At 66.2% G+C, this 19,611-nt stretch carries 16 protein-coding genes and 1 tRNA gene; 6 read left to right on the top strand and 11 right to left on the bottom strand.

The window, feature by feature from the left end:
- Positions 1–31: 31 nt before the first annotated feature.
- Together HUW53_RS09470 and HUW53_RS09465 are read right to left on the bottom strand one after the other, a co-directional pair.
- A complete protein-coding gene (locus HUW53_RS09470; RefSeq protein WP_237345504.1) occupies positions 32–1,018 on the bottom strand; it encodes a phosphoglycerate dehydrogenase in 987 nt (328 codons plus the stop codon).
- Positions 1,019–1,175: 157 nt separating this feature from the next.
- On the bottom strand, positions 1,176–1,655 hold the full coding sequence (locus tag HUW53_RS09465) for an Hsp20 family protein (protein ID WP_237345503.1): 480 nt from the start codon (positions 1,653–1,655) through the stop codon (positions 1,176–1,178).
- A gap of 281 nt (positions 1,656–1,936) precedes the next feature.
- Here HUW53_RS09465 and HUW53_RS09460 point away from each other — a divergent pair, with 281 nt between their 5' ends.
- Positions 1,937–2,881, top strand: a complete 945-nt coding sequence (locus HUW53_RS09460; protein WP_237345502.1) for an alpha/beta fold hydrolase — start codon at positions 1,937–1,939, stop codon at positions 2,879–2,881.
- Between the two features lie 15 nt (positions 2,882–2,896).
- Here HUW53_RS09460 and hisN read toward each other — a convergent pair whose 3' ends face one another.
- Together hisN and HUW53_RS09450 are read right to left on the bottom strand one after the other, a co-directional pair.
- A complete protein-coding gene (gene hisN, locus HUW53_RS09455) occupies positions 2,897–3,679 on the bottom strand; it encodes a histidinol-phosphatase (protein ID WP_237345501.1) in 783 nt (260 codons plus the stop codon).
- Positions 3,680–4,978: 1,299 nt separating this feature from the next.
- Complete coding sequence (locus tag HUW53_RS09450; protein WP_237345500.1) at positions 4,979–5,866, bottom strand: N-formylglutamate amidohydrolase; 888 nt, start codon at positions 5,864–5,866, stop codon at positions 4,979–4,981.
- Between the two features lie 186 nt (positions 5,867–6,052).
- Between HUW53_RS09450 and cpdR the strand changes: the two genes are divergently transcribed.
- The 3 genes from cpdR to hemH all read left to right on the top strand — a co-directional run bounded on the left by cpdR (position 6,053) and on the right by hemH (position 7,873).
- Positions 6,053–6,415 carry a cell cycle two-component system response regulator CpdR gene (gene cpdR, locus HUW53_RS09445; RefSeq protein WP_336885712.1) on the top strand — a complete coding sequence of 121 codons (363 nt, stop codon included), beginning with the start codon at positions 6,053–6,055 and terminating at the stop codon, positions 6,413–6,415.
- A gap of 164 nt (positions 6,416–6,579) precedes the next feature.
- A tRNA-Val gene (locus HUW53_RS09440) sits at positions 6,580–6,654 on the top strand.
- Between the two features lie 166 nt (positions 6,655–6,820).
- Positions 6,821–7,873, top strand: coding sequence for a ferrochelatase (hemH, locus tag HUW53_RS09435; RefSeq protein ID WP_237345499.1), 1,053 nt, complete (start codon positions 6,821–6,823; stop codon positions 7,871–7,873).
- Positions 7,874–7,897: 24 nt separating this feature from the next.
- On the opposite strand, the gene HUW53_RS09430 is transcribed toward hemH, so the two are convergent.
- From HUW53_RS09430 to HUW53_RS09400, 7 genes are all read right to left on the bottom strand, one after another.
- A complete protein-coding gene (locus HUW53_RS09430; protein WP_237345498.1) occupies positions 7,898–9,142 on the bottom strand; it encodes a phenylacetate--CoA ligase family protein in 1,245 nt (414 codons plus the stop codon).
- Between the two features lie 40 nt (positions 9,143–9,182).
- Positions 9,183–10,022, bottom strand: coding sequence for an ABC transporter ATP-binding protein (locus HUW53_RS09425; protein WP_237345497.1), 840 nt, complete (start codon positions 10,020–10,022; stop codon positions 9,183–9,185).
- A gap of 64 nt (positions 10,023–10,086) precedes the next feature.
- A complete protein-coding gene (locus HUW53_RS09420) occupies positions 10,087–11,376 on the bottom strand; it encodes an ABC transporter substrate-binding protein (protein WP_237345496.1) in 1,290 nt (429 codons plus the stop codon).
- 60 nt (positions 11,377–11,436) lie between these two features.
- Entirely contained in the window at positions 11,437–12,507 is a 1,071-nt protein-coding gene (locus HUW53_RS09415) for a branched-chain amino acid ABC transporter permease (protein WP_237345495.1), read from the bottom strand.
- 4 nt (positions 12,508–12,511) lie between these two features.
- Complete coding sequence (locus HUW53_RS09410) at positions 12,512–13,405, bottom strand: branched-chain amino acid ABC transporter permease (protein WP_237345494.1); 894 nt, start codon at positions 13,403–13,405, stop codon at positions 12,512–12,514.
- Between the two features lie 217 nt (positions 13,406–13,622).
- On the bottom strand, positions 13,623–15,578 hold the full coding sequence (locus HUW53_RS09405) for a long-chain fatty acid--CoA ligase (protein ID WP_237345493.1): 1,956 nt from the start codon (positions 15,576–15,578) through the stop codon (positions 13,623–13,625).
- Between the two features lie 56 nt (positions 15,579–15,634).
- Positions 15,635–16,447: an ABC transporter ATP-binding protein gene (locus HUW53_RS09400; RefSeq protein WP_370877815.1), complete on the bottom strand. Its 813-nt coding sequence runs from the start codon at positions 16,445–16,447 to the stop codon at positions 15,635–15,637.
- Positions 16,448–16,804: 357 nt separating this feature from the next.
- On the opposite strand from HUW53_RS09400, the gene HUW53_RS09395 reads away from it, so the two are divergent.
- Positions 16,805–17,659, top strand: coding sequence for a TetR/AcrR family transcriptional regulator (locus tag HUW53_RS09395; protein WP_237345492.1), 855 nt, complete (start codon positions 16,805–16,807; stop codon positions 17,657–17,659).
- Positions 17,660–17,989: 330 nt separating this feature from the next.
- Positions 17,990–19,597 carry a carboxyl transferase domain-containing protein gene (locus tag HUW53_RS09390; protein ID WP_237345491.1) on the top strand — a complete coding sequence of 536 codons (1,608 nt, stop codon included), beginning with the start codon at positions 17,990–17,992 and terminating at the stop codon, positions 19,595–19,597.
- Positions 19,598–19,611: the final 14 nt, after the last annotated feature.

The raw sequence follows: 19,611 nt of genomic DNA, 5'->3' as shown, positions 1-19,611 counted from the left end.
GCCATCACATGCACGCCGCGGCGCGACCGCTTCAGCGCCCGTCCACCACCAGGCAGCCGGCGGGCATCTCCTCCCCCAGCAGGGCCGCGATCACGCAATGGGCCGAGATCATGTTGCCCCGGGCCAGGGCCTCGCGGCTGGAGCCGGCCGCGTGGGCGCTCGCCACCACGTCGGGGCGGGCGACGAGCGCTTCCGCCACCGGGCGCAGGGCGGGGTCGGTCTCGGCCTCGAACACGTCGAGCCCGGCGCCGCCGAGCCGGCCCGCCGCCAGCGCCACGAGCAGCGCGGCATCGTCGATGAGCCCGCCGCGCGCGGTGTTCACCACCACCGCGCCGGGCTTCATCCGGCCCAGGGTCTCGCCGTTGAGCAGATGCAGGGTGGTCGGGCCGAGGGGGGCATGCAGGCTCACCACGTCGCTGCTGGCGAGCAGTTCCGGCAGGGTGACATAAGTCACGCCCGCCGCCGCGAAATCCGGCCGCGGCGTTTCCACCAGCACCCGCACGTCGAAGCCGTGCAGCCGGCGCGCCACCTGCCGCGCGATGCGGCCGAAGCCCACCAGCCCCACGGTCTTGCCGTAGAGGTCGCTGCCGCTGACGACCCGCCAGTCGCCGGCGGCAAGGGCGGCCGCGCTCTCGCGCAGGCGCCGCAACACCGCCAGCATCAGCGCCAGGGTGTGGTCGGCCACCGCCGCATCGTTGGCGCCGGCGGCGATGGTCACCACTCGGCCCAGATCCTCGGCCGCCGCCACATCGACCCGATCATAGCCGACTCCGCGCCGGGCGATGACCTTCAGACCCGGATGGCGGGCGAGCACCGCGCGCGTGACGGCGCGCTGCCCCACGATCCAGCCGGCGGCGCCATCGAGGAGCCGGTCGAGGTCGGCGTCGGAAATGTCGGTGTCGAGGGCGTCGGGCGCGAGGCCGGACGGCACCACCGTGCATCCGCGCGCGACGAGGTGGTGCGTGGCGGCGTCATCGAACAGGCGAGTGGTGACGAGAACCTTGGGCGAAGGGGCCACGGTGACAGATCCTTGCGGCGGCGGACGGATGCCCCTTCCTCGGCTCTTCCGCCGCGCCAATCAAGAGGGCGTAGCGCGCGCGTTCACATCCGCCTCGCACCAACGAAAACGGCGGCGCAGGGTGCGCCGCCGTGAGCTGGAACCGGTCAGGCCGCGATCACGCCGCCTTGGAGGTCTCCACCGCGCCCTCAAGGGTCTTCGGGGCCGCGGCGTCGGTGTTAATGGGGATGATGCGGGGCTTCTTGGCCTCGGGAATGGCGCGCACCAGATCGACGTGCAGCAGCCCATTCTCCAGCACCGCGCCCTTCACCTCCACATGGTCGGCGAGCTGGAAGCGACGCTCGAAGGCGCGCGCGGCAATGCCGCGATAGAGCACCTTGGCGCTGTCGGCCTCGGTGCAGGCTTTCTTTTCGCCCTTCAGGGTCAGCGTGTTTTCCTTCACCTCGATGCCGAGTTCGTCACCGGTGAAACCCGCCACGGCAACCGTGATGCGATAGGCATTTTCGCCTGTGCGCTCAATGTTGTAGGGGGGATAGGTCGGGGTCGCATCAACGCCGCCCACCGAATCGAGCAGCGAGAACAGACGGTCAAAGCCGACAGTATTGCGATACAGCGGAGACAGATCAAACGTACGCATGGCATATCCTCCTTTGAAGCGACATGCAGGGTCCGCCGAAGCCGGACCCGAGTTGCGGCGCCGTCATCATGACCAGCGCCATCCTGGATGTGGGAAGGCCGCCCCGAGCCGTCAAGGCCCCCTTCACGGGCCGCCGAGCCCCGCCGGAAGGGCGGCGGGACCGGGCCGACGACGGCACCGTCGCGGTCTTCGGATGCGGGTGATTGTCGCGACGCGGGCCAGCGTGTAACCCTGATGGGCCGCCGCGCCGGGGCGCGACCGGCCCAGCCGATCGAGAGCCGATGAGCCTGTTCGCCATTCCGAGCAACCCCGTCCCCGAGGGCGCCGTCAGCGGCGAGATCACCACCGCCGATGGGGTGCGCCTGCGCTATGCGCGCTGGATGCCCGACACCGGCCTGAAGGGCACCGTCGCCCTGTTTCAGGGGCGTGCGGAATTCATCGAGAAATATTTCGAGGTGATCGGGGAATTGCGCGCGCGGGGGTTCGCGGTGGCTATCCTCGACTGGCGGGGCCAAGGCGGATCGCAGCGCCTGTTGCGCAACCCGCGCAAGGGCCATGTGCGCCGCTTCCAGGATTATCAGCTCGATCTGGAGGCGTTCGCCCGCGAGGTGCTGCTGCCGGATTGCCCGGCTCCCCACTTCGCCCTCGGCCATTCCATGGGCGGCACCGTCCTGCTCCAATCGGTGCTGGCGGGGCGGCGATGGTTCGACCGCATGGTGCTGGTGGCGCCCATGCTGCACCTCGACGTGATCCCGGCGCTGCCGCTGGTGCGCGCCCTCGTTACCGTGCTCGCCTATTCCGGCTTCGCCCGAACCCTGGTGCCGGGCGGGCGCAGCCGCCCCATCACGGAGGTGCCGTTTGCCCGCAACCCGGTCAATTCTGATCCCGAGCGCTATGCGCGGGCGGCGGAAGTGGTGCGGGCGTTCCCCGAGCTCGGCATCGGCGCGCCGACCAACGGCTGGCTTTATGCGGCCTTCCGCGCCATGGACATGCTGGCCGATCCCGAACAGGTGCGCGAGATCCGCCAGCCGCTGCTGATGGTGGCCGCCGGCGGCGAGCGGCTGGTGTCCAATGCCGCCATCGAGCATCTGGCGTCGCGGCTTATTGCCGGCGCCCAGGTGGTGGTGCCGGCGGCGCAGCACGAGATCCTGATGGAGCGCGATTTCTTCCGCGCCCAGTTCTGGGCCGCCTTCGACGCCTTCATCCCCGGCACGCCGCCGGTGTGACGGCCCGCTGAGGGGTCAGCCGTTCAGGATTTCAAGAGCCTGCGCATGCACGGCGCGGCTACCGGCCGCCACCACGCGGCCCCCCTTGGCCGGCGAGCCGCCGTCCCAGGTGGTGACGATGCCGCCGGCCCCCTCGATGATGGGAATCAGCGCCACGATGTCATGGTCCTTGAGCTCGGTCTCGATGACGAGATCCACCAGCCCCGCCGCCAGCATGCAATAGACGTAGCAATCCCCGCCATAGCGGGACAGGCGCGCCTTGTCCTCCACCTTGGCGAAGGCGGCCCGGTCGTCCGCATTCATGAGTCGCGGGCTGGTGGTGAAGAGAATGGCTTCCTCCACCCCCTTGCAGTCACGCACGGCCAACGCCCGCTCGCCCGCCGGCCCGCGATAACGGGCGCTGGCGCCGTCGCCATAGAAGCGCTCCTTGATGAAGGGCTGGTGCATCAGGCCATAGACCGGGTCGCCCTCCTTCAGAAGGCCGATGAGGGTGCCCCAGGCGGGCAGGCCGGCGATGAAGGATTTGGTGCCGTCGATGGGATCGAGCGCCCACACATAGGGAGCGTCGGTGGCCACATTACCGAATTCCTCGCCGATGATGCCGTGGCCGGGAAAGGTCTCGCGGATCAGGCTGCGCATCACCTGCTCGGCGGCGCGGTCGGCCTCGGTCACAGGGTCGAACGCCTTGCCGCGGCTCTTGTCCTCGACCCCGAGCGAGGTGCGGAAGAAGGGCAGGATCGCCTCCCCCGACACGGTCGCGAGCTTGTGGACAAAGTCGTCGATGGCCACCGCGGTCATGGGTTCCACACTCCGAAGGCGCGCGCATCCGCCAAGGATGCGCCGAAACAAGGGCCGCCATGCCCAACGCACCGTGACCCCGCCTCAGGACATGCAGCGGAACACGAGCGGGATCAAGCCCGTTCGGACCGCGACCGCTTCCGCGCCACTGGCTTGTTTGCGTGCACACAGGCGCGCCCGTCGGATCAAGGAATAGGCAGCGCTGTCAAAGGGGTGCGGCAACAGTATTTTTCGAGCCCGTAGGTGCCTAAACAATCTGCGATCGCATGGCTTGATGGAAATGCCCGATACTCGCATATTGATGCAGCGCGGCATTGCCTATCGCGATGCCGCTGCCCTCCTTGGGCGTTTCCTCCCTAGACTTGGGCCGCTCCCTTCGGGTGAGCGGCCCCTTTCCTTTTTGGCGACCCCATTGGGCGGGCTCGCATTTTGGGCGGCCCTTTGAGACGCCGCCGCACCGATCCATCATCCACTTCCGCCCACGGTCCGCGACGCCCCGCAGCACACAGCTGCCGCCTGGGCGACCATCCCATGCGGCCACGGCATCCCACACCATAGAGGCCTCAACGCGAGAACAGGGCGCAGAGAACGGGGCGCACCACCGCGCGACGTTCGCCGCGCCGGCTACGCCCGCCATGATTTGCGATTCGGATGTGGATGCCCTCAGCTCCCGCCCGAACCTGGGTGGGCACCGCGTCCAGCGGTCCGCAAACGATCAAAAAACTCCAATATTTTCAATATGATACACAAAATTACGCAGATGCGACAAACGGGCACTTGATTTTTGGCGCCGCACTCGGCTATTTGTGCAGTGCGACATGGCGATTGGCGTCGCTGTGTCGCTGCCCTCCTTGGGCGTTTCCTCCCTAGACTTGGGCCGTTCGCCTACGCGGACGGCCCCTTTCTTTTTTGGTGCCCAGAACATTTTGTCTGGTCACAGGCGGCGGAAACATCCGCGCCAAAACTCCTCCGCACAAGGCCGTTGACGTTGCCCGCGCCGGGTTCTCCGCCCTTCGCGCCGAGCCTTCGACCCCCCGACCCATCCTCGCCACCCAGGTGCGCGACGGATCACGCGCAGTCCGCATGGCAGACCCGTCACGCCATCGCTGTCGGGATTCTTCTGTACACCGAGATGGCAGCGAACGATCGTCCGTGCAACCGAACGTCTTGGCCGCGTCAAATTCGTATATCTGCCATTCAAAAAACGCAAGGCACGTTTTGCGGATTTGCGCAGCTTGTCACGCGGACGTCGCCAATAGGGACCTGGGCAGGACCTGGGCGGAGCTTTCCGCGCGCGGCCTATTCCGCCGCGGCGCGCGGTGCATCCAGCGCCCCGAGCACATGCGCGACCATGCGGGACATGGCTTCGCGGACATCGGCCCGCAACCGATCGAAGCCCGCGCCCCGCAGATAGAGGGCCTCTTCCATGTAGAGACCGCGGTTCACTTCGATCTGCACCGCATGCAGACCGGCGGCGGGGTTGCCATAATGCTCAGTGATGTAGCCGCCGGCATAGGGCTTGTTGCGCAGCACCCGATAGCCGGCCGCCGACAGCTCCCGCTCCAGGGCCGCCGTGATGATGCCCGAGCAACTTGTGCCGTACCGGTCGCCGAGCACGAAATCCGCCCGCATGCTCTCATCGCGGGTGGAGGTCGAAGGCATGGAATGACAGTCCACCAGCACCGCCAGGCCGAACCGCCGCTGGGTGCTGGCGATCAGCCGCCGCAGCGCCTGATGATACGGCTTGTAATAGGTCTCGATGCGCTCCAACCCCTCGGCCACGGTGAGCCGGCGCGGATAGATCTCCTGCGCGTCGCCCACCACGCGGGCGATGGTGCCAAGCCCGCCCGCCACCCGCACCGAGCGGGTGTTGGCATAGGGCGGCAGCCGTCCCTCGAACATGCGCGGGTCGAGCTCATAGGGCTCGCGGTTGAGGTCAAGGAAGGAGCGCGGGAACAGGGCCCGCATCAGCGGCGCCCCGGCGTTCACCACGTCCTCGAATAATTCATCCACGAAGCTGTCTTCCGACCGGCGTAACGTGGCAAAGTCCAATCGCGTCTGCGCAACGAAGCTCGTGGGGTAGACGCGGCCCGAATGGGGGGAGTTGAAGATGAACGGCCCGGTGGCGGCCTCGAGCCCCAGGATCTCAAAAGCGGGATCTATGGTTTCGGCGAGGCAGGCGGTCATCGGGCGCGGTGAAACTCCGGAAGGATTCTAAATGCTTGTTCCGTCTTCATGATGCCCGCCGGAGGGGGGGCTTGTGAAGGGGGCGCGGCACTTTCACTCCGAATTTACCCGATTGGGCGAGACACTCGCATGGGTTCCGGCCGTGACGGCGGGACTTCCGGCCTACGATTGATCAGGGGAAACGGCGTGTCCAAGATCCTGCTCGCCGAAGACGACAATGACATGCGGCGCTTCCTCGTGAAGGCGCTGCAGAATGCCGGCTATTCGGTAGCTTCCTACGACAATGGCAAATCCGCCTATGAGCGGATGCGCGAGGAGCCGTTCGAGCTCCTCCTTACCGACATCGTCATGCCGGAGATGGACGGCATCGAGCTGGCGCGCCGCGCCACCGAGCTCGATCCCGACCTCAAGGTGATGTTCATCACCGGCTTCGCCGCCGTCGCGCTGAATGCCGACGGCGACGCGCCGGCCGAGGCCAAGGTGCTCTCCAAGCCCTTCCACCTGCGCGACCTGGTGTCCGAGGTGGGCAAGATGCTGGCCGCCGCATGACCCCAGCTTCGGCATTCCCGCGCCCGCAAAAAGGCAGGAATCCCGAGATATATCAGTGCGATAATTTGATTTTGAGCGGACCACCCCCAAGCTTCGCTCAAAAACCGCCGTCAGCGCCTTGCCTCCGCCGCGCGGAGCCGATATAGAGGCGCCTCCTGCAGGTGGGGCGCGTAGCTCAGCGGGAGAGCACTACGTTGACATCGTAGGGGTCACAGGTTCGATCCCTGTCGCGCCCACCATCCCTTTTCCAATGATTTTCCGGTCGATCCCCAAGCGTCCGGGTCAGTGTCCTGGCGGCGGGCGGCGCTTCGCGGCGGGCACGCGGTGGCATCCCGGTCCATTTTCAAGCGGCGGTGATTGACGCTCGGACGGCAGGGCGCCATCTGCGCGGTGGAGGTGAGCCGAATGACGATTTCGCCAGACATGCCGCCGCCCGCCCCGGCGGACCATCCCCCCGTCGCCTACGGACGGATCGGGGTGCTGATCGTCAATCTCGGCACGCCGTCGGGCACGGACTATTGGTCCATGCGGCGCTATCTGAAGGAATTCCTCTCCGATCGGCGGGTGATCGAGGTGAATCCCCTGGTCTGGGCGTTCGTGCTCAACGCCATCATCCTCACCACCCGGCCCAAGGCCAAGGGCCGAGACTACGCCAAGATCTGGAATACGGCGCGCGACGAGGGGCCTTTGCTCACCATCACCCGCGCCCAGGCCGAGGCGCTGTCGGCGCGCCTCGCCACGCGCGATTCGCGGCTGGTGGTGGATTTCGCCATGCGCTATGGCGCACCCTCCATCGCGGACCGGCTCGCGGCGCTCCAGGGCGCGGGATGTGAACGCATCCTGATCGTGCCGCTCTATCCCCAATATGCCGCCGCCACCACCGCCACCGTCGCCGACAAGGCCTTCGACGCGCTGAAGACCATGCGTTGGCAACCGGCCGCCCGCATCGCCCCGCCGTGGCATGACGACGGGGTCTATATCGACGCCCTGGCCGAGGATCTCGAACGGCATCTGGCGGCGCTCGATTTCGAGCCGCAGGTGATTCTCGCCTCCTTCCACGGCATCCCCAAGTCCTACCACCTGAAGGGTGATCCCTATGCCTGCCAGTGCGCCAAGACCGCGCGGCTGCTGCGGGCGCGGCTCGGCATGGGAGAGGACAAGCTGCGGCTCACCTTCCAGTCGCGATTCGGGCGGGAAGAGTGGCTCCAGCCCTACACCGACGCCACGGTGAAGGCCCTGGCCGAAAGCGGGGTGAAGCGCATCGCCGTGTTCAATCCCGGCTTCGTGGCCGACTGCCTGGAGACCCTGGAGGAGATCGGCGTCGAGAATCGCGACATTTTCCTCGCCCATGGCGGCGAAAAGTTCGCCGCCATCCCCTGCCTCAATGCGGGCGAGGCGGGCCTGCGCGTGCTGGAGCATGTGGTCGTCCGCGAATTGTCCGGCTGGATCGCCGGCTGAGCACCGACCGGAGGGGAACCGCCCTCACACCGGGCGGCGGTCGTCGATGGTCTTGGCGTCGGCCGGCAGGCTCCCGGGCGCGATGAGGGCAAGGCGCCCGCGCAGCTTGGTGGTGGCGCGCAGATCCTCCAGCAGCGCCTCCTGCGCGAGGGCCGCGGCATCCGCCACCTCCACTTCCAACAGCATGTCGTCGGCATCGCCGATCCGTTCCACCACCAGGCGCGCCCGCGTGACGGCGGCGTGCTTCTTCACCGCCGCGCTCACCTGCACCGGATGCACGAACATGCCGCGGATCTTGGTGACCTGATCGGCGCGTCCCATCCAGCCTTTCAGCCGCACATTGGTGCGTCCGCACGGGCTCAGGCCCGGCAGCACCGCGGACAGATCGCCGGTGGCGAAGCGCACCAGGGGATAATCGGCATCGAACAGGGTCACGACCACCTCGCCGACCTCGCCGACGCCTTCCACCGGATCGCCGGTGCCCGGACGCAGGATCTCCACGAGGCACCCCTCGTCCACGATCATCCCCTCCTCCGCCTCGCTCTCATAGGCCACGAGACCAAGGTCGGCGGTGCCGTAGCATTGGCGCGCGGTGATGCCGGCCGCCTTCAGCTCGGCCCGATGGGCCGGGAGGAAGGCCTCGCCCGTCACCAGCGCCTTCTTGAGGGAGGAAATGTCGGTGCCGCTCTCGCGCGCCTTGTCCACCAGGATCTTCAGGAACGAGGGCGTGCCGCCATAGCCGTCGGGGCGGATATCGGCGATGGCGCGCAATTGCAGGTCGGTCTGGCCCACCCCCGCCGGCACCACGGCGCAGCCGAGCGCATGGGCGCCGCCCTCGATCATCGAGCCGGCCGGGGTGAGGTGGTAGGAAAAGGAATTGTGCACGATCTCGCCGGCACGAAAGCCCGCGGCATGGAGCGCGCGAGCAAACCGCCAGAAGTCAGGGCCATGGCCTTCCGGGTCATAGATCGGCCCCGGCGACATGAAGATGCGGGAGAGCTTGCCCGGCGCCACCGCGTTGAGCCCGCCGAACGGCAAGCTCCGGGGCTGGATCTCCAACAGGTCCGACTTGCGGGTGACGGGGAGCCGCGCCAGCGCCGCCCGGCTGGTCACCGCGCCCGGCTCCACATCCTTGAACAGCGCCGCGAAATAGGCCGACTTCGCCTTGGCATGGGCCACCTGGGCGGCAAGGGCGGCCAGCAGCGCCGTCTCGCGGGCTTCCGGGGCGCGGGTTTCGCGGGCGTCGTAATAGCGGTTCGGATCGGTCATCGCTCGGCCTGTAGGATCGGGTTGGAGCCTTCAATGTGTCTTAGAGCCACCTTTTGCGGCGCTTGAAGCTCTTCAGGTTCTTGAACGACTTGCGCTCCGCGCCACCGCCCTGGCCAAGATAGAATTCCTTCACGTCCTCATTGGTCTGGAGCATCTGCGCGGTGCCATCAAGCACGATCTTGCCCTGCTCCATGATGTAGCCATAGTCGGCCACCGAAAGCGCCAGCCGCGCGTTCTGCTCCACCAGCAAGATGGTCACGCCCAATTCCACGTTGAGCTTCTTGATGATGGCGAACACCTCCTTCACCATCAAGGGCGAGAGGCCCATGGAGGGCTCGTCCATGAGGATGAGCTTGGGCCGCGCCATCATGGCGCGGCCGATGGCCAGCATCTGCTGCTCGCCGCCGGAGAGATAGCCGGCAAGTCCGGTCCGCTCCCTCAGGCGCGGGAAGAACTCATAGACCCGCTCGATGTCGCTCTTCACCTCGTTGTCGTGGCGGGTGAAGGCCCCGAGGCGCAGGTTTTCCAGCACCGTCATGTCGGCGATGATGCGCCGGCCCTCCATGACCTGGAAGATGCCGCGCCGCACGATCTTGTCCGGCTCGATGCCGTTGATCTTCTCGCCCAGGAAGGTCACCGCGCCGCGGGTGATCTCGCCGTCCTCGGTCTTGAGCAGGCCGGAGATGGCCTTCAGCGTGGTGGACTTGCCGGCGCCGTTGGAGCCCAGCAGCGCCACGATCTGGCCTTTCGGGACCTTCAGCGACAGACCGCGCAACACCAGGATGACGTCGTTATAGACCACTTCGATATTGTCCACCGCCAGCAGCGGGGCGGCCCCGGTCTCGGCAACGGGTTCGAGCTTCAATGCGGCGTCGGCCATGGGGGTCTCCGGAATCTGCGCCTTCGGCGAAGGGGCGCCGCCGGGTGCGGCGGCGCCCACAGGCTCACCAGCCCTGCAATTCGGTCTTGCGGGGCAGATCGACGGTGGCGACCTTCTCCAGCTTGATGGTGCCGGTCTTGATGAGCTCGGTCACCGAGGCGTCGGTGGGGCCGGTCACCACGGCGCGATAGAGATCGACGCTGGTGGTGGGGCGATGATCGGTGGCGGTCCAGGTGGAGGGCTTGCACACGCCCTCCATGCCCTTCGGCACCCAATCCTTCTTCTGGTACATGCCATCACGGATCTTGACGCCGGTCACGCCGCCGTTCTTGTCCGCCCACTCCATGGCTTCCTTCATGTAGAGGGCGGTGCAGATGGCGGTGAGGTAGTGCACCGGGCGATAGGTGGTGCCGGACGGGTCGGACATCTTGGAGATGGCGCGCGCGGTGGCGAGCCCCGGCGCGTCACCGGCCCAGGTGGTGGCGGTGCGCACCGGGAACACGACCCCGTTCGCCGCCTCGCCCGCCGCCTTCATGGCATTTTCGTCCATGCCCCACACATTGCCGAGGAACTGCACGTCCACGCCGGCGGTCTTGCAGGCCTTCAGCACCGAGATGTTGGAGCCGGCGGTGTTGCCGAGATAGGCGTAGTTCGCCCCCGACTGTTTCAGCGTCAGGCATTGGGGCGTGTAGTCGCCGGGCGTGAGGGCGAAGGTGATGGGGTCGAGCACCTCGAAGCCCAGTTCCTTGGCATAGGCTTCCTCCGCCGCCTTGGGTGAGTTGGGATAGGGATGATTGGCGCCCATGTGCACCCACTTGGGCTTGCCGGGCTTGCCCTTGGCCTTCCAGTCGTCGGCCGCCCATTGCACCATGGCCCGCGCGGCATCGGAATAGGACGGGCCGTAGAAGAAGTTGAAGGGCGCGGCACGCTCGCTCTTCTCGTTCACCTTGCCCTTCGGATCGGTCAGGGAGGCCGAGTAGGACGCCGAGAAATAGGGGATCTGCTCCTTGGTCACCATGCCGACCAGGGCTTCGGTATCCGCCGTGCCCCAGCCCTGGATGGCCACCACCTTGTCGGTGCCCACCCACTTCTTGAAGGCGGCAAGCGCGCGCGGCACCTGGTATCCGTACTCGTTGAAGTCCGAATTGATGGTCTTGCCGTCCACGCCGCCATTGGCGTCGATGAAGGCGATGGTGTCCTGGGTGCCCTGGCCGTAGGGCTGGCCCACGTCCGAGGTGCCGCCCGAATAATCGGCGAGATGGCCGATGTTGATGGTCTGGGCGAGGGCCGGTGCCGCGCCCGCGAGCGCCAGCGTCGAGACCAGCGAGAGTGCGGCGACTTTGGTTGTCTTCATCTTTGTCTCCTTGGCGTTTCCTCGTCAGCGGCGGTTGCTGCCGTCTTGTCTTTGGAAAAATCAGAACGAGAAGGGGTAGAGCTTCCAATAGGTCTTGATCTGGCGCCAGCGGTGGGCGAGCCCGTCGGGCTCGAAGATCAGGAACATGATGATGGCGGCGCCGATCAGCATCTCGCGCATGTAAGTGATGCCGCTCTTCAGATGCAGCGCCTGATCGATGATCGAGCCGGACAGGGCCGAGGCGAGCCAGCCGGTCGCCTCCGGCAGCAGCACCATGAAGACGGTGCCCATGAGCGAGCCCATGATGGAGCCGAGCCCGCCGATGATGATCATGCCGAGGAACTGGATCGAAAAGAGAATATCCAACCCCTCCACCGACATGAACCCCACGTAGTGGGCGTAAAGCGCGCCGCCGATGCCGGCGTAGAAGGACGAGATGCCGAACGCCATGGTGCGATACTTGGCGAGGTTCACGCCCATCATTTCGGCCGACAGATAATGGTCGCGCACCGCGATCAGGGCGCGCCCGTCGCGGGACCGCATCAGGTTGGTCGCACCGAGATACATCACCACCACGAAGAACAGCACCACATAGAAATACTTGTCGTCCCCCGACAGGTCGTAGCCGAACAAAGTGAAGGGCGCGGCAAGAGCGCCATGGGTGCCGCCGGTGAACCATTCGGCGCGCACGAAGAAGTCCTGCAGGATGAACTGGGCGGCGAGGGTGGCGATGGCGAGGTAGAGCCCCTTCACCCGCGCCGCCGGCAGGCCGAAGATGAGACCCACCACCGTGGTCCACAGCCCCGCCAGCACGATGGCGATGGGCACCGGAACGCCCTTGTCCGCGAGATACGCGGAGGCAAACCCACCGAAGCCGAAGAACACCGCGTGACCGATGGAGATCTGCCCCGAGAACCCCACCAATATGTTGAGCCCCAGAGCGGCGATGCCGAGGTATCCGATCTGGATGAACAGGCTCAGCACATAGCGAGAGAAGAAGAAGGGCGCGAAGCACAGGGCCACCACCGCCGCCACGCAGATGAGCATGGTTAAGCGGGTCTGGAAGATGGTCTGATCGGCCTTGTAACTGGTGCGGTAATCGCCGCACGGGCGCATGGTGTTCATGGCCATGGGATCAAACCCTCTCGATGTCGCGGGTGCCGAACAGGCCGTAAGGCTTGATCATGAGAATGATGATGAGGACATAGAAGGGGATGATCTCGTAGAGATTGCCCCATTTGAGGTACTGGCTGTCCACGTATTGGCCGAGATTTTCGAGCAGGCCGACGATGAGCCCGCCCACCACCGCGCCGAAGATGCTGTCGAGGCCGCCGAGAATGACCGCCGGAAACACCTTGATGCCGAAGTAGGACAGCGCCGACGACACGCCGTTCACCATGCCCACCACGACACCCGCCACCGCCGACACCGCCGCCGAAATGCCCCAGGACAGGGCGAACACCTGCCGCACCGAGATGCCGAGCGATTGCGCCACCTGTTGGGAAAAGGCGGTGGCTCGCATGGCGAGGCCCATCTTTGAATACTTAAAGAACCAGGCAAAACCGGCCATGATGGCGAGGCTGACGCCGGTGGACATGAGATAGGCCGTCTGCACCTGGAGGCCCAGGACATTCACCTTGTCCACCGGGAAGATCGGCGGGAACGGCTGGGCGAAGGTGCCGAACATCCACTTCATCAGCGCCTGGAAGAAGATGGACATGCCGATGGTCACCATGATGACCGAGATGATCGGCTCGCCGATGAGCGGGCGCAGAATGACCATCTGCACCGCCATGCCGAAGGCCATCATGAAAACGACGGCGATGAGGAAGCCCCAGAAGAAGGGGATGTTCCAGGCGGTGAGCAGCCACCAGCAGACCCAGGCGCCGATGAGCAGAAATTCGCCCTGGGCGAAGTTCACCACCTGCGACGCCTTGTAGATGAGCACGAAGCACATGCCCACCACGCCGTACAGCGTGCCGATGATGAGCCCGTTGATGATGAGCTGAAGCAGAAGCTGGGATTGCATCAGAATATTTCCGCGATCGCCCTCTCCCGCAGGCGGGGGAGGGTTGGGAGGGGGCGGGAGCGGCGCGGTGGGGCGTCGGCTGCGGGACTGTCGGGGAGGGGCACTTGCCCCCTCAAGAAGGGCACTTGCCCCCTCAAGAAGGGCACTTTCCCCCTCCCTATCCCTCCCCCGCAGGCGGGAGAGGGGGCATCAACGTGCGGGTGGATGGCACCGCGGATCATGCCGCCCTCCGCGATCCGCCGGGCGCGGGCGCGCCGAGGTCGATCACGTCGAGCGTGGTCCGCACCCGCTGCTTGGAGCCGTCCTGGAAGGTGATGGTGGTGTCCACGTCGATCACCGCGTCGCCGGCATACATGGCATCGATGATCGTGCCGTAGCGCTCGTTGACGACGCCGCGGCGCACCTTGCGGGTGCGCGTCAGCTCGCCGTCGTCGGCGTCCAGTTCCTTGTAAAGCAACAGGAAGCGGCCGATGCGCTGCTTTTCCGCCAGGGTCTTGTTCACCTCCTCCACCTCGCGTCGCAGCAGCGCGATGACCTCGGGCTTGGCCGACAGGTCGGTGTAGGTGGTGAAGGCAATGCGGTTCTTCTCCGCCCATTTGGAGACGATGGAGAAGCGGATGCAGAGGAGCGCGGCAAGACCCTCCCGCCCATCGCCCAGCACCACCGCTTCCGCCACATAGGGCGAGAACTTCAGCTTGTTTTCGATGTATTGCGGCGAGAAACGATCTCCATGGGCGGTCTTGGCCATGTCGCGCACGCGGTCGATGACCACGAGATGGCCTTTATCGTTGAAATAGCCGGCGTCGCCAGTGCGCATCCAGCCGGCTTCCGCGAACGACTTCCGCGTCTCGTCATCGTTGCGGAAATAGCCGGTGAAGCAATTGGCGTGGCGCGTCACCACCTCGCCCAGGCCGTTGGGATCGGGATCGTCGATGCGGATCTCCACCCCGTCGAACGGCACGCCGACCGTGTCGAAATCCACGTCTCCGGCCTTGTGCAGCGTATAGGCGCCGAGCAGTTCCGTCTGGCCGTAGAGCTGGCGCATGGGCACGCCGAGGGCCAGGAAGAACCGGAAGGTGTCGGGGCCCAGCGCCGCGCCTCCGGTCGCCGCCGACTTGAGGTGCGTGAAGCCGAGCCGGTCGCGCAGGGCGCGGAACAAGATGAAATCCGCCAGCGCCGAGCGCTTGCCCTGGTCCAGCGCCTTCAGCCCCAGCTTCATCCCAAGCTCGAACATGGCCCGTTTCAGCGCCGAGGAATCCATCATGCGCGAGCGCACGTCGGCGGCGATCTGCTCCCACACCCGCGGGGCAAACAGCACGAACGAGGGGCCGATCTCCCGCATGTCGGCCATCAGCGTCTCCGGCTCCTCCACGAAGTTCACCTTCATGCGGGAAATGAGGGCCTGACCGAAGGCGTAGATCTGCTCCATGATCCACGGCATCTGCAGCACGCTGACGTATTCGTCCGCGGGCCCGCGCGGGTCCATGTCGAGATAGGCGCGGCAATGCTTCAGCACCGCGCCGGCTGTGAGCATGGCGAGCTTGGGATGGGAGGTGGTGCCCGACGTGGTGCACAAGATCGCCACGTCCGCCCCCTGCCCGAGGCTGACGAACCGGGCGTAGCGGTTGGGGTCCTTGGCGGCGACGGCGCGGCCGCGCTCCTCCAGGGCCTTCAGGCCGATGAGGCGCGGGTCGTCATATTTGCGGATGCCGCGCGGGTCCGAATAGACGATGTGGCGGACGGTGGGAATCTTGTCGTCCAGCGACAACAGCTTGTCCACCTGCTCCTCGTCCTCGGCGAACACCACCGCCACGTCCGCATAGGTGACGAGATAGGCCACTTCGTCCGCCAGCGCGTCACGGTAGACGCCGAGGCTCATGCCGCCGAGCGCGTGGGCCGCGATCTCGCCCATGAGCCATTCGGGACGGTTGTCGCCCAGGAGGGCGACCACGTCGCCCCGCCGGACGCCCAGGCTTTCAAGGCCGAGGGTGATCGCCTCCACCCGGTCGGCCACGTCCTTCCAGGTGTAGGAGATCCAGATCCCGAGATCCTTTTCCCGCAGCCAGATGTCGTCGGGATGCTTGGCGGCGTTGCGCGCCAGGAGCTTTGGAAACGTGTCGTGCTGGGTCACGTCCGGCCAATCGTGGACGCGATCGCCGGTGGAGCGAGTCATGGAGCGAGTCATGGAGCGAGTCATGGCGGGGGTCATGGCCGTGGTCATGGCATCTCTCACGCGGACAGGGCGGCGGGGGTCGGCTCGTCTTCCAGCAGAGGATCTTCCTCGCCGAGATAGGCCTTGCGCACATGGGGGTCGGCGAGCACGGCGGCGGGTTCGCCCTCCACCAGCTTCTTGCCGAAATCGAGCACCATCACGCGGTGCGAGATGTCCATCACCACCCCCATGTCGTGCTCGATCATGATGATGGTCATGCCCCACTCTTCGTTCAGATCGACGATGTAGCGGGCCATGTCCTCCTTCTCCTCGAGGTTCATGCCCGCCATGGGCTCGTCGAGCAGAATGAGCTTGGGTTCCAGCGCCACCGCGCGGGCCAGCTCCACCCGCTTGCGCAGGCCGTAGGACAAGGTGCCGGCGGTGGCCTTGCGCACATGCTGGATGTCGAGGAAGTCGATCACCTCCTCCACCTTGCGCCGGTGCTCCAGTTCTTCCTTCTGCGCGCCGCCGAACCAGTAGAGCGCGCCGGAGAAGAGGTTGTTCTTCAACAGATGGTGGCGACCCACCATGATGTTGTCGAGCACGCTCATGTGGCTGAACAGAGCAAGATTCTGGAAGGTGCGGCCGATGCCGATGGCGGCGCGCCGGTTCGGCTTCAGGCGGGTGACGTCCGCGCCGTCGAACACCACCCGGCCGTCGCTCGGGGTGTAGCGACCGGAGATGCAGTTCAGCATGGAGGTCTTGCCGGCCCCGTTGGGACCGATGATGGAGAACAGCTCCCCGCGCCCCACATGGAAGCTCACGTCGGTCAGGGCCTTGAGGCCGCCGAAGCGCAAGGAGATATTCTCGACGCTCAGAAGCGCGCGCACGTCCGCAACCGCTTGCGGAACCACCGATGTGGTGCTCAAGCTCGGTCCTCCCTATGTGGCGGGAGAATCGGGCTTTTGCCCCCTCCCCCGTTGTGTGCGCCCCGCTTGGCTGTCCGCTCTTGGCGTTCGGCTTGGCGGCTGGCTCGGCGCATGTGCCCGATCGTTGCGTCAGGCTTAGTGGAAACAATCAAGCGTTCTTTTTTATTCTGGTCAAGCGCCATTTCATGTCGCAGGATGAACTTGCATCGCTGCGATGGTCCGCTCAGTTTAGCGGCCTTGATCGGAGCGGGGCTCACGCCGCCGCGTGATTCGCTTTTCCGGGCCGGGGCACCCCGGCCGTTCAACGTCTTGAAGGCCATGGCGCGCACCATCGGTTCCAATGGCACCCGCACCGCCGAGGCGATCCGCCAGGCCGGGGTGCACCTCATCTACAAGCATGGCTACGAGGCCATGAGCCTGCGCCAGCTCGCGGCGGAGGTGGGCCTGCAATCCGGCTCGCTCTACAAATATTTCGAGAACAAGCAGAACCTCCTGTTCGACATCGTGCGCGAGCATATGGAGGACCTGATCGCCAAGGCCGAGGCGGATCTCGACGGCGTCACCGATCCCCTCGCCCGGCTGAAGGCCTTCACCGCCTTCCATCTGCGCTATCACATGACGCGCATGGCCCACGTCTTCATCGCCAACATGGAGATCCGGTCCCTGGAGGACGAGCACCGCGCCGTCATCATCGCCCAGCGGCACCGCTACGAAGGCCTGCTGGAAGACATCCTGCGCCGCGGCGCGGCGGCCGGAGCGTTCGAGGTGAACGAGCCGAAGGTGGCCACCTATGCCATCATCTCCATGCTGACCGGCATCTGCATGTGGTACCGGCCGGAAGGGCGGCTCTCCCAAGATGACCTCGTCGATATCTATACGGGGCTGGTGGTGGGCGGCGTGACCGGAGCCGGACACACCCGCGCCGCGCCTTCCGCGCATGGCCTTCGGACCCCCCTTGCCACGATGCCCATTGCCACGATGCCCATTGCCACGATGCCCATTGCCGCGTTGCCCCTTCCCGCGTTGCCCCTGGAGGCACCGGTCGACGATGCGGCCATCGCCAAGCCGGTGAAGGGTGGGCGCAAGGGCCCAGCCAAGGATGCCGCCAAGGGAACGACCAAGGACAAGACGCCGGGCGGACCACGGGCCGCCCCGGCACGGGCCAGAAGCTGACCCAGCCCTGCGCCGCGGCCTCAGGCGAGAACGCTGCCGCGCCGTGCAATGAGCTGCAAGACAAAGGGAAACTCTGCTGCCGGGAGGTGACGCCCTGGACGGGCATCCCCCAGCGGAAGGCTGAAACGCCCCTTCCAAAACCACTTGCATGCCTCGGAAAAAAACGTACGATCGTTTCCAAGCCGACGACGATCGGCATGGAGGACGCGCCCGACCGCCCCGGCAGGTCTTTGCCGGCAGAGGCTTTTCGCCTGCTGCGCAGGGGCGTTGCGGCGTGCCGTCCTCCCGAACCCCCGGCCGCGCTCACGCGCGCTTAGGACGAGGCCGCTCATGGCGATCATCGAGGACGCGGTGGACCGCCGCTCCGACGCATTCCGCCGCAATAGTCAGGCGCTGGAGCAATCCGTCGCCGACCTCCGTGCGAAGGTCGAACACGTCTCCGAAGGCGGCGGCGAGGTGGCGCGCGAGCGGCACCTGAAGCGGGGCAAGCTGCTCCCGCGCGATCGCATCCGCACCCTGCTCGACACCGGCTCGCCGTTTCTGGAGCTCAGCCAGCTCGCGGCCTTCGGCATGTATGACGACGAGGTTCCGGCGGCGGGCATCATCACCGGCATCGGCCGCGTGTCGGGCCGCGAATGCGTCATCGTCGCCAACGACGCCACGGTGAAGGGCGGCACCTATTACCCGATGACCGTCAAGAAGCACCTGCGCGCCCAGACCATCGCGCGGGAAAACCATTTGCCCTGCATCTATCTGGTGGATTCCGGCGGCGCCAATCTGCCGAACCAGGACGAGGTCTTTCCCGACCGCGAACATTTCGGCCGCATCTTCTTCAATCAGGCCCACATGTCGGCGGACGGCATCGCACAGATCGCGGTGGTCATGGGCTCGTGCACGGCGGGCGGGGCCTATGTCCCGGCCATGGCGGATCAGTCCATCATGGTGAAGAATCAGGCCACCATTTTCCTGGGCGGCCCGCCTTTGGTGAAGGCCGCCACCGGCGAGGTGGTGACGGCCGAGGAGCTGGGCGGCGCGGATGTCCACACCCGCACCTCCGGCGTCGCCGACCACATGGCGGAAAACGACGCCCATGCCCTCGGCATCGCCCGGTCCATCGTGGCGGACCTCAACCACACCAAGGTCCACAGTCTCGACCTGCGCGAGCCGCGCCCGCCACTCTACGACGCGCGGGACATTTACGGCATCGTCTCGGCGGACCCCAAGCAGCCGTTCGATGTCCGCCAGATCATCGCCCGCGTCGTCGATGGCTCCGAGTTCGACGAATTCAAGCCGCTGTACGGGCCGACCCTGGTCACCGGATTTGCCCGCATCTTCGGCTATCCGGTCGGCATCGTCGCCAACAACGGCATCCTGTTCTCGGAAAGCGCGCTGAAGGGCGCCCACTTCGTGGAATTGTGCGCCCAGCGCAACATTCCTCTCGTGTTCCTGCAGAACATCACCGGCTTCATGGTGGGGCGCAAATATGAATCCGGCGGCATCGCCAAGGATGGCGCCAAATTCGTCACCGCGGTGTCGTGCGCGGCGGTGCCCAAATTCACCGTGGTCATCGGCAATTCGTTCGGCGCCGGCAATTACGGCATGTGCGGGCGCGCCTTCGACCCGCGCTTCCTGTGGATGTGGCCCAATGCCCGCATCTCGGTGATGGGCGGCGAGCAGGCGGCCGGCGTGCTCGCCCAAGTGAAGCGCGACGGGCTCGAGGCCCGCGGCGGCAAATGGACCGGCGCGGAGGAAGAGGCGTTCAAGGCGCCGATCCGCGCCCAATATGAGCGGCAGGGCCATCCCTATTACTCCTCGGCCCGCCTGTGGGACGACGGCGTGATCGACCCGGCCGACACCCGCATGGTGCTGGCGCTCGCCCTCTCCGCATCCCTCAACGCCCCCGAGCAGGAGACGCGCTTCGGCGTGTTCCGCATGTGATGGCGGCCGCGAAC

It is taken from the genome of Xanthobacter agilis (assembly GCF_021730435.1).
Classification (GTDB): Bacteria; Pseudomonadota; Alphaproteobacteria; order Rhizobiales; family Xanthobacteraceae; genus Xanthobacter; species Xanthobacter agilis.
Note: the sequence above shows the minus strand (reverse complement) of the source record. Positions and strands in the feature narration are given on the sequence as shown.

Coding starts and splice junctions, on each gene's coding strand:
- HUW53_RS09460 (WP_237345502.1), top strand. CDS start 1,937: ATGAGCCTGTTCGCCATTCCGAGCAACCCCGTCCCCGAGGGCGCCGTC.
- HUW53_RS09420 (WP_237345496.1), bottom strand. CDS start 11,376: ATGAAGACAACCAAAGTCGCCGCACTCTCGCTGGTCTCGACGCTGGCG.
- HUW53_RS09405 (WP_237345493.1), bottom strand. CDS start 15,578: ATGACTCGCTCCACCGGCGATCGCGTCCACGATTGGCCGGACGTGACC.
- HUW53_RS09430 (WP_237345498.1), bottom strand. CDS start 9,142: ATGACCGATCCGAACCGCTATTACGACGCCCGCGAAACCCGCGCCCCG.
- HUW53_RS09465 (WP_237345503.1), bottom strand. CDS start 1,655: ATGCGTACGTTTGATCTGTCTCCGCTGTATCGCAATACTGTCGGCTTT.
- HUW53_RS09390 (WP_237345491.1), top strand. CDS start 17,990: ATGGCGATCATCGAGGACGCGGTGGACCGCCGCTCCGACGCATTCCGC.
- HUW53_RS09450 (WP_237345500.1), bottom strand. CDS start 5,866: ATGACCGCCTGCCTCGCCGAAACCATAGATCCCGCTTTTGAGATCCTG.
- HUW53_RS09410 (WP_237345494.1), bottom strand. CDS start 13,405: ATGCAATCCCAGCTTCTGCTTCAGCTCATCATCAACGGGCTCATCATC.
- hisN (WP_237345501.1), bottom strand. CDS start 3,679: ATGACCGCGGTGGCCATCGACGACTTTGTCCACAAGCTCGCGACCGTG.
- HUW53_RS09395 (WP_237345492.1), top strand. CDS start 16,805: ATGGCGCGCACCATCGGTTCCAATGGCACCCGCACCGCCGAGGCGATC.
- hemH (WP_237345499.1), top strand. CDS start 6,821: ATGACGATTTCGCCAGACATGCCGCCGCCCGCCCCGGCGGACCATCCC.
- HUW53_RS09425 (WP_237345497.1), bottom strand. CDS start 10,022: ATGGCCGACGCCGCATTGAAGCTCGAACCCGTTGCCGAGACCGGGGCC.
- HUW53_RS09415 (WP_237345495.1), bottom strand. CDS start 12,507: ATGGCCATGAACACCATGCGCCCGTGCGGCGATTACCGCACCAGTTAC.